This is a genomic window from Bacillus sp. BML-BC051 (assembly GCF_019656175.1).
Lineage (GTDB): Bacteria > Bacillota > Bacilli > Bacillales > Bacillaceae_G > Bacillus_A > Bacillus_A mobilis.
In genome coordinates, this window is sequence record NZ_BPLI01000114.1 from 1 (window position 1) to 9116 (window position 9116).

The 9116-nt window shown below is 35.1% G+C and carries 10 protein-coding genes; 4 read left to right on the forward strand and 6 right to left on the reverse strand.

Annotation, left to right across the window (positions count from 1 at the left end; translation table 11 throughout):
- Positions 1-1226 (forward strand): DUF11 domain-containing protein (locus K5S59_RS29045; RefSeq protein ID WP_220784119.1); only part of this gene is annotated, 1226 nt, incomplete at its 5' end.
- Between the two features lie 60 nt (positions 1227-1286).
- On the opposite strand, the gene K5S59_RS29050 is transcribed toward K5S59_RS29045, so the two are convergent.
- Complete coding sequence (locus tag K5S59_RS29050; RefSeq protein WP_001028635.1) at positions 1287-1793, reverse strand: CcdC family protein; 507 nt, start codon at positions 1791-1793, stop codon at positions 1287-1289.
- A gap of 90 nt (positions 1794-1883) precedes the next feature.
- A complete protein-coding gene (gene ccdA, locus K5S59_RS29055) occupies positions 1884-2591 on the reverse strand; it encodes a cytochrome c-type biogenesis protein CcdA (RefSeq protein WP_001152685.1) in 708 nt (235 codons plus the stop codon).
- A gap of 486 nt (positions 2592-3077) precedes the next feature.
- Between ccdA and K5S59_RS29060 the strand changes: the two genes are divergently transcribed.
- A complete protein-coding gene (locus K5S59_RS29060; RefSeq protein ID WP_000947026.1) occupies positions 3078-3986 on the forward strand; it encodes an EamA family transporter in 909 nt (302 codons plus the stop codon).
- A gap of 74 nt (positions 3987-4060) precedes the next feature.
- Here K5S59_RS29060 and K5S59_RS29065 read toward each other — a convergent pair whose 3' ends face one another.
- Entirely contained in the window at positions 4061-4219 is a 159-nt protein-coding gene (locus tag K5S59_RS29065) for a transposase (protein ID WP_255299502.1), read from the reverse strand.
- A gap of 420 nt (positions 4220-4639) precedes the next feature.
- On the opposite strand from K5S59_RS29065, the gene K5S59_RS29070 reads away from it, so the two are divergent.
- The gene (locus K5S59_RS29070; RefSeq protein WP_000729782.1) at positions 4640-5785 is read left to right on the forward strand and encodes a M20 peptidase aminoacylase family protein; all 1146 of its coding nucleotides are present in this window, start codon (positions 4640-4642) and stop codon (positions 5783-5785) included.
- Positions 5786-5824: 39 nt separating this feature from the next.
- Here the strand turns inward: K5S59_RS29070 and K5S59_RS29075 are convergent, their stop codons facing one another.
- The 3 genes from K5S59_RS29075 to K5S59_RS29085 form a co-directional block, all read right to left on the reverse strand.
- Positions 5825-6769: an ABC transporter permease gene (locus K5S59_RS29075; protein ID WP_000482783.1), complete on the reverse strand. Its 945-nt coding sequence runs from the start codon at positions 6767-6769 to the stop codon at positions 5825-5827.
- The gene (locus tag K5S59_RS29080) at positions 6762-7673 is read right to left on the reverse strand and encodes an ABC transporter ATP-binding protein (protein WP_000180645.1); all 912 of its coding nucleotides are present in this window, start codon (positions 7671-7673) and stop codon (positions 6762-6764) included. Before K5S59_RS29080 ends, K5S59_RS29075 begins: the two co-directional genes overlap by 8 nt.
- Positions 7674-7763: 90 nt before the next feature.
- Complete coding sequence (locus K5S59_RS29085; protein WP_000050591.1) at positions 7764-8330, reverse strand: hypothetical protein; 567 nt, start codon at positions 8328-8330, stop codon at positions 7764-7766.
- Between the two features lie 174 nt (positions 8331-8504).
- Here K5S59_RS29085 and K5S59_RS29090 point away from each other — a divergent pair, with 174 nt between their 5' ends.
- Positions 8505-9104 carry a histidine kinase gene (locus K5S59_RS29090; RefSeq protein WP_098238106.1) on the forward strand — a complete coding sequence of 200 codons (600 nt, stop codon included), beginning with the start codon at positions 8505-8507 and terminating at the stop codon, positions 9102-9104.
- The last annotated feature ends 12 nt before the right edge of the window (positions 9105-9116 follow it).

Genomic DNA, 9116 nt, shown 5'->3' on the forward strand with positions numbered 1-9116 from the left:
CTCGAGAACGTCTCGCACCGTATACGATTTCACTCCAAAATACAGGTACCATTCCTGCTAATAATATTGTTGTAACTGATACAATTCCTGTCGGTACTTCGTTCATTCAAGATAGTGTTACTATTAACAATGTGCCGCAACCAACCGCAAATCCAGCAGCAGGCATTCCGCTTTCAACACTTGCTCCTTCTGAATCAGCAACAATTTCTTTCCGTGTCCTAGTAACTTCAATTCCACCAAGCGGAGAAATTCAAAACCGAGGTAACGTTTCATTCCAATACCAACCTGATCCTACTAAGCCACCTGTATCCGTTACTACGCCTACACCTACTACGATTACCCCTGTCAATGTTGGGACTATTACTCCGATAAAAACCGCTGATAAATCCATCGTTTCAGTAGGTGATACGATTACATTTACTATTGCATTCCAAAATGAAGGTACGATTCCTATCACTGATATCTCTGTTACAGACTCACTTCCTGTCGGCACATCATTCATTCCAAATAGTGTCACAATTAATAACATTCCCGTTCCAAACGCAAATCCATCCACAGGCATTCCAGTCGGAACTCTTAATCCAGCAGAATCAGTAACTATTTCATTCCAAGTACAGGTTACTACACTTCCACCTAATAGAATGATTACAAATATTGCGTCCATTACGTTTACTTCTCAACCTGATCCAACTAGACCACCTGTCACGACAACGACAACAACACCACCAATTACAATAGAAGTAAACCCTAATGAGCCAAACACATTTATTAAGACAGCGAATGTAAATAGTGTGGAACTCGGTGACTTCATCACATATACACTTACCTTTACTAACAATGGCGCTATCGCTGCAAATAATGTACTCATTACCGATCCACTACCTCCCGAAGTTACTTTCTATTCAGATTCAGTAACAGTAAACGGCGTTTTACGTCCTGGAAGTAATCCAACTATTGGAATTCTAATTGAAACGGTTAATCCAGGTGAATCCATTGTTGTCCGTTTTATCGTTCAAGTAACAGCAGAGCCACGAAACGGACTCATTAGAAATACCGCCCGCGTTCGCTATACACTTAGACCTGATCCTACTAAACCACCGATTCCTGTTGATGAAACTTCAGAACCAAATATTATTACGTTTATCGGTCCATTCGTCTCACCAAATTTAAATTGTTTCTTTAATGGAGAACGTTTTATACGACGCGGCTGGGACAGAAGGTGTTAACAATATAAATAAAAAGACAGCGTCAAAAACGCTGTCTTTTTATTTATTACCTATACAGTTTTAAGTTAGTTTCATATCTTTTTCATTATAAAAACCATCTTCTTTTTCCATTTCCTTCTGTAATTTCGTAAAGGAACGGTACATTGCAATTCTCCATGATACAATCATCGCGAACGCCAGTAAGAAGAACATGCCACTAAGTTGTCCTAAATCAAGGGATTGACTTAAGTATGTTTTAAATACAATCCGTACGACAAGTAATCCAATTAATATAAAAACAAATGCTTTTGAACGCTTCAAATAAATCTCTTGTCCTCTAATTTCAAATTTAGATGTTTTAATAAGAAAAATAGAGAAAAACAAACCGACGCCAATTGCTTCTAATATTTCTGCTGGAGTTAGTCGAAATTCTGGAAAAACAAACATCAATGCTCCCGTACTCATAAAAAATGGTGGAAGTATAATTTTTTTCAATGTTGCAGGTTTCTTAGCTGCTTTTAAACGAATAAACATCGCACCGACAGCCATACAAACAGCAACGATACTGGATAAAACAACTATGTTCATATTTTCTCATCCTTTTTTGTGGCTATATGCAAAATATACTTTCATTATATGCTTTTCCGTTAGTATTTCCAACATTTTCACAGAATAATACTAAAAACCGGTAAAACCACCAAATAAACTTGAGAAATATACGATAATTTTCGTCATCCAGTTAAAGTATAGGAAGATACCCATGACAATCATAACGTATCCCCCGATTTTCATGAATTTCATACTATTTCTTTTAATCCAAGACATTTTCGTAATAAAGAATGATAGCACGAAAAATGGGATAGCAAATCCAAGTATGTATGCAATCATATAAATCATTGCTGATTCTGGGTTTGTTGCTGCTAATCCAATGACAGATACTAAAATAGGTCCTGTACAAGGTGTCCACCCTGCAGCAAAGGCCAATCCAATTAAAACAGATCCCAAATAGCCACTCGGACGATTTTTAAACGTAAATTTACGGTCTTGCATTAAGAATTTCGGTTTAAACACACCGACAATAATAAGACCGAACACGATGATAAATATACCACCTAACTGTCTAATTAAATCTTTATAATTTGTAAAGATACCTCCGATAAAGCTTGTACCAAATCCAATTGCAATAAATATAATTGAAAATCCAAGTAAGAAAAACGCTGTATGTATCATACTTCTCTTGCGAAGCATTGCATTTTCTTCTTTCAACTCAGAAACCGACATACCTGTTATGTACGATAAAAATGCCGGATAAAGCGGTAAGCAACATGGGGAAATAAATGATAAAAACCCGGCGCCAAACGCTAAAAAAATACTAATATCTTGCATTGTTCCACTCCTCTCCTTACATATTGTAGCAAAAACATATAAAAATACTGTGAACAATTCGTGAAATAACTTTTCCAACGTGATAATAAGAAAAACTTGCCCTTTCACACAGTTTCTAAAAAACGTTTTCATTTCCTTCTATTATATAGAAAAATCTCAATTGAACTACGAAACTTCTCTAATTGTTATTAACATAACAAAGGTAACATAGTTTCTCAAATGATTAGCACGTTACGAGTACGTCTACATACATATTAGTTAAAAAATATTTTTTTCAAATGCTGTCTTTATACAATACAAAGCTGATTTTATAATACTTCTATTATTATTAATTTCAAGATTATGCATAAATATCATACTTTTATTATTATTCTATAAAATGTCACACTTTTCTTTTATTTGACCCTTCATTTTTAATTTTGTATACTTCCCTCTAGTTATATATGTCCGTTAGGAACAATTTCATATAGATGGGAGGAATTTTTCATGCTTCGTTATTCTCTTTTAGTTTTATTAGGAGCGTGTAGTTATGGAATTTTAGCTATTTTCGTTAAACTTGCCTATGCAGAAGGATTTTCACTTGGAGAAGTAATTGGCAGCCAATATTTGTTCGGTTGGATTATTTTGCTTGCTATTACACTTCTATTTTCTAGACATCGTGTTCCATTAAAACAAGCATTAATTTTATTCGTTGCAGGTACATCTGCAAGCTTCACTGGAATTTTTTATTATGCTTCATTAAAAACTGTACCAGCATCTATTGCAATTATACTTTTATTCCAATTCGTTTGGGTCGGAATTATTATTGAAGCAGTCGCAACAAAAACATTACCTTCAAGAGAAAAGGTGATTTCCGTTATTTTCTTACTTGCAGGTACATTTTTATCAAGTGGTTTACTAGAAAAATCAGCAGGTGATTTCGATATGACTGGAATCATACTAGGCTTATTATCTGCTGTTACATTCGCAACATACATTTTCGTGAGCGGAAAAGTTGCTGTTGAGGTACCTTCATTACCACGTGGCGTTCTCTTAATGACTGGCGCTTTAACTTTAGTAATGATTGTATTCCCGCCAACATTTATTTTTAGCGGTGCAATTTCTGAAGGACTTTGGAAATACGGTTTAGGTTTAGGAACATTTAGTATCGTTATTCCTTCTATTGCCTTTACAATTGGTATTCCAAAGATCGGTTCTGGCTTAGCGACTATTCTTGGCGCAGCAGAACTACCAGTTACAACAATTATGTCTGTATTCGTTTTAAAAGAAGCTGTGCTCTCTTCACAATGGTTCGGTGTATCACTTATTTTAATCGGTATTGCTATCCCGCAAATTGCCTATGCAATGCGTGGACGTTATCGTAAACATCATACACACAAAAAATTGGCAGCTTGAACTACCCCCACTTAACACTCTAACGAGCTGTTTGAAGTGGGGGATTCCTACGAACACTAAGGTATCCCTCAGTTTTATGAGTAGGCAATCCCCGTAATCCCTACGGTTAGGAGCCTTATGGCCTCTTTTCTCAGATTTTCCGCTGCGTTCACATCTCTATCATGATACATACCACAAGAAGGACACTTCCATTCACGCAGGTTCAGGCTTTTCACCTCACTTCCTTTTTTTATTTGTTTACAATCTTTTTCATGATATGCATAGGAACGATATCATGATATAACCAAAAAATACTGATCACGTATCATTTCTTTTTTTTGTCGAAAGTCCTCTGTCCCTTTCAAAAAAATACAAATGAAACAATTTCGTAGATTTAAAAATTCCTCTGAGCTATAACATTTTCTTTCTATAGGAACGAACTGATTACGATACCGGTACCTTATACTGATTCTTCACCAAGAAGAACCTTTAGGCTATTGCCTAACCGTTATTCAGCTCCCACCTACTCATTGGAACATGTCCTACCCATTCCTTGAGGTGGGAGTTTTCTGTTGGGAAATGATAAAACGGGAGAGGATTTTCATTTGAGAATCCTCTCCTTTCTTATTGTATACTTAATGTAAATACTTCATTTAAGAAAGAGGGCATGATAAGTGGCAGCAAATCTAGAACAATTAACGGAGGCACTCATTTCTATTCGTCGAAATTTGCATGAGCATCCAGAATTATCATACGAAGAATTTGAAACGACGAAAGCTATAAAGAATTGGTTAGAAGAGAAAAACATTACGATTATACATTCTAGTTTAGAAACAGGCGTTATTGCTGAAATTTCAGGGAATCATAGCGGACCGATTATAGCGATCCGTGCTGATATTGATGCCCTTCCTATTCAAGAAGAAACAAATTTGCCGTACGCTTCAAAAATTCACGGCAGGATGCACGCTTGTGGGCATGATTTTCATACAGCTGCTATTATAGGTGCCGCTTATTTATTAAAAGAAAAAGAATCTTCTCTTAGCGGAACGGTACGCTTTATATTCCAGCCAGCTGAAGAAAGTAGCGATGGTGCTTGCAAAGTAATTGAAGCCGGACATTTACGTGATGTGCAAGCTATTTTCGGTATGCATAATAAACCTGATTTACCAGTAGGTACAATCGGTATTAAAGATGGTCCACTCATGGCCGGGGTTGATCGATTTGAAATTAAAATTCACGGAGTTGGTACACATGCAGCTGTACCAGATGCTGGGGTAGACCCTATTGTCGCGTCCTCTCAAATTGTTATGGCACTCCAAACAATTGTAAGCCGGAATATAAGTTCCTCTCATAATGCAGTCGTTAGTGTCACAAACATTCATTCCGGAAATACGTGGAACGTTATTCCGGAAAAAGCTACGCTGGAAGGAACTGTACGTACATTCCAAACGGAAACACGTGAAAAAATTCCCGCACTAATGAAACGTATTATTCAAGGGGTTTCTGACGCATTAGGTGTAGAAACAGAATTTCGTTTTTTTGCAGGCCCTCCTGCTGTTCATAACGATACATCTCTAACAAACTTATCGACTCAAGTTGCAGAAACAATGAATTTAAATATCATCTCTCCTACCCCGTCAATGGCCGGAGAAGATTTTTCTTTTTATCAACAAGAAATACCTGGTTCATTCGTCTTTATGGGAACGAGTGGTACACATGAATGGCATCATCCTGCTTTTACAGTAGACGAGCGAGCGTTACCGATAAGTGCAGAATACTTCGCTTTGTTAGCTGAAAAAGCACTTAAACAATTTGCATAAAAAAGAGCCGTTAAGAGATACTTAACGGCTCCTTTTTTACTAAGTTAAATCACGTTTTAAAAATACGGTATAGGAAATGCTTAAAAATACAAATAAATACAGTAATAACATACATGAAGCAAACGGTAACGTTACTCCATCAATAAAACTTCCACTCTTTGCAATACTGTATAAATCTGTGTTTGCTGGCAATAAATATTTCGCCCAATCATATCTAGTTGCTGCTAATAATGCAATGTTTCCTGATAAAGCAAGAAATAGTGAAATACCAATCGCGCCTCCGCTAGATCTTGTTAACACAGAAATCATAAATGCAAACGCTGCGTACACAATGGTCGGCAACCACGATAAAATATAATACTTACTAGCTTCTACAAAAATATTTTGTTTTATAATATTTCCGTCTTGGAAAATAAACTCGCTCCATGCAGGCTGCTGGAATTTATAAATAATAAGTCCACATAAAGTGGAGAAAATCATATTAAATATAAACAATAACGCTGCAAATATGACAATTGCTAAAAATTTCGCTGTCAAAATTTTAAAGCGACTTGCTGGTCGTATCGTTAAAAATTTATATGTTCCCCAGCTATATTCATTCGCAAAAATTGTACTTGCATACACGAGGATAAATGGGAGCAATATTGGAAATACGATAAAACCTGTATCTCTCATGAAAGAAAGCGGAGAGCTGCTTGCCGGCGCTGTATCTGTATCTAAATACTTCATCTTCAGCTGATATTCCTTTACAAGCTCGTCCCCAGATCGCTCTGCTAAAATAGCTTCTTTTTTCATGCCTAGTTTTTTCTCAATTTCTACAGTTCGTTCTGTATAATCGGCTTTCCATCCTTTTGTTTCCGGTTCTAAATACTTTACCGTAACCCATCCTAATCCAATTATTAATACTGCAATAACTGCAAAGGGAATAATCGTTCGCTTTCGCTTAAATATTTTATACAGTTCGTTATACACTAAATTAAACAATATCTTTTCCCCCTGTTAATTCTAAAAATTGCTCTTCTAACGTTTTTCTTTCTTCATATACACGATACACTTGAATATTTTTCTCAAGCAATGTACGAATAACATTTGGGATTTCTTCATCTTTTACATTAATAAGTAAATCATTTCCTTTTATTAAAACATCTTGCTCTAACATTTCTGCCGCTTTATTCGCATCATCTACACGTATACGAATTGTTTCCATCTCTTCGCTTTGATTATGCTGAATATTTTGCGTCGCGACATATTCTCCGTGCTGAATAATGATAACTCTGTCACACATTAATTCAACTTCTGAAAGTAAGTGACTAGATACAAGTACCGCTTTTCCTTGTTCATGTGCAATTTTCTTTATGTACATTCTCATTTCATGTATTCCACTAGGATCTAATCCATTCGTTGGTTCATCTAATATCAATACATCTGGATCGTGAATAAGTGCTTGAGCAATTCCTAAACGTTGTCTCATGCCAAGTGAATATGCTTTTACTTTGCGGTCAATTACTTGCCCCATCCCTAACAATTTCACTACTTCATCGATACGTTCTTCTGTCACGTTACCATTCATTCTTCCGAAATATGTTAAATTTTCATAGCCACTCAAGAAAGGATAAAATTCCGGTGTCTCAATTACTGCTCCAATTTTCGAAGCAGTACTTTCAAATTGCTGTTTTACAGATTGACCGTCAATCCAAACTTCGCCCTCTGTCATACGAATCATGCCGACCATCATTCTCATTAAAGTCGTTTTTCCAGCACCATTTGGTCCGAGCAAGCCAACTACTTCGCCCTTTTTAACTTCGAAACTAATATTTTCTACAAGTGTCTTTGAACCGATTCGCTTCGTTAATCGCTCAACCTTTACAATTGATTGTTCGTTTGTCATTCTATACAACCTTTCCTTCCCATTCTTTGTCAGGTCTTTACACTGTAACATGATTATTTTTATGTGTAAAATAGGAAAAGGCATGATTTCTCATGCCTTTTCCTTGAAATGAAATAAATTTTCATATTGTAAACTTTGAACAAATCGAAAACATTGTATCATCGATAATAGGACGATAACGATCATAATTATACTAACAACTACTATTGCATATATTGTAATCGGTGCACTATTTATCCCTTGTATCCCTGCTATTTTCATAAAGATAATCGTAAATAATTTCAAAAATAACATCCCATTAACTAATCCAAAAACAAACGCTACGCCATAAATGAATAATTGCTCCTGACATAATAAACATAATGCGTTCCTATTCTCTGCTACATAAGATTTAATTTCCTCTTTCCTCATTTGCAGCAGAGAAAACGTTATTTTATATGTAGTAAAAGTACATATAAAAATGAATATAAGAAACAGCGTGTAAAAACACATTTGAAATAAAAATGTAATTCCTAATTTCTCAACAACTACTTCATTAAATTGAAGCGATATCATAAAAAATAAAATCATAGTACTCATAGCAACCCACATAAATTGCTTCATCCTTTTGGCAGCAAATGTTCTTATATTTTTTCTCACTAACTGACATAAAGACATCTGTTCTTCCCCTACCTTACTTCATAACAAACTCATTCTATACTACAAGTGTATAAAAATATGACATTTTAAACATCGCACTACAATCTGAATTTGTTCTAAGTCTTTAGTCCTAGAGAATAAAATGGTAAAAAAATCATATTAAGAATATAATTGTAAAAAGGAGGGGATTGCATGCGTATAAAATTACTATCAATCTTGTTTTTATTATTTCTTACAAGTTGTAGCCCACTTAAAAACAATGAGATCGCGATTGTTGAGCCATACAAATTAACAGAAGAGCAATCTTCTATTTTACAAATGACTCCTTTTCAAGAAGGAAACAGCATGTTTTACAGCGTTACACTTAAAAATGAAAAAGATGAAATACATGCCACAATTGATTATTATCAAAATGGTAAAAAAACAAACGAAATTGTAAATACAGCTACCTCACATTTTCCAAAAAAGAAAGTAAAGCTTTCTTTTTTACCACCTCAATCCCAACTCGATAAAGATATACAAGCGCAAAAACATTGGTATGTTAATATTGAAGGTAGTTCCATGCTCGTTCCTGAAGAAGCACCTCCGAGTATAAATAGCTCTGCATCTACTACTCTTCAATCTACTATAAAATTAAAATATAATCAAAAAACGACTTTAACAGCTATAATAAAAACGAATAAAGAAACCGTAAGAATCCCAATGCTTGAGGAAAAAAGCGCTATTGACCAAATATTACAAGAAAATGAACATGTTTATCTCTTTAGTATAGAACTAAAAAAAGAACACTAAAGCGGAAATGCA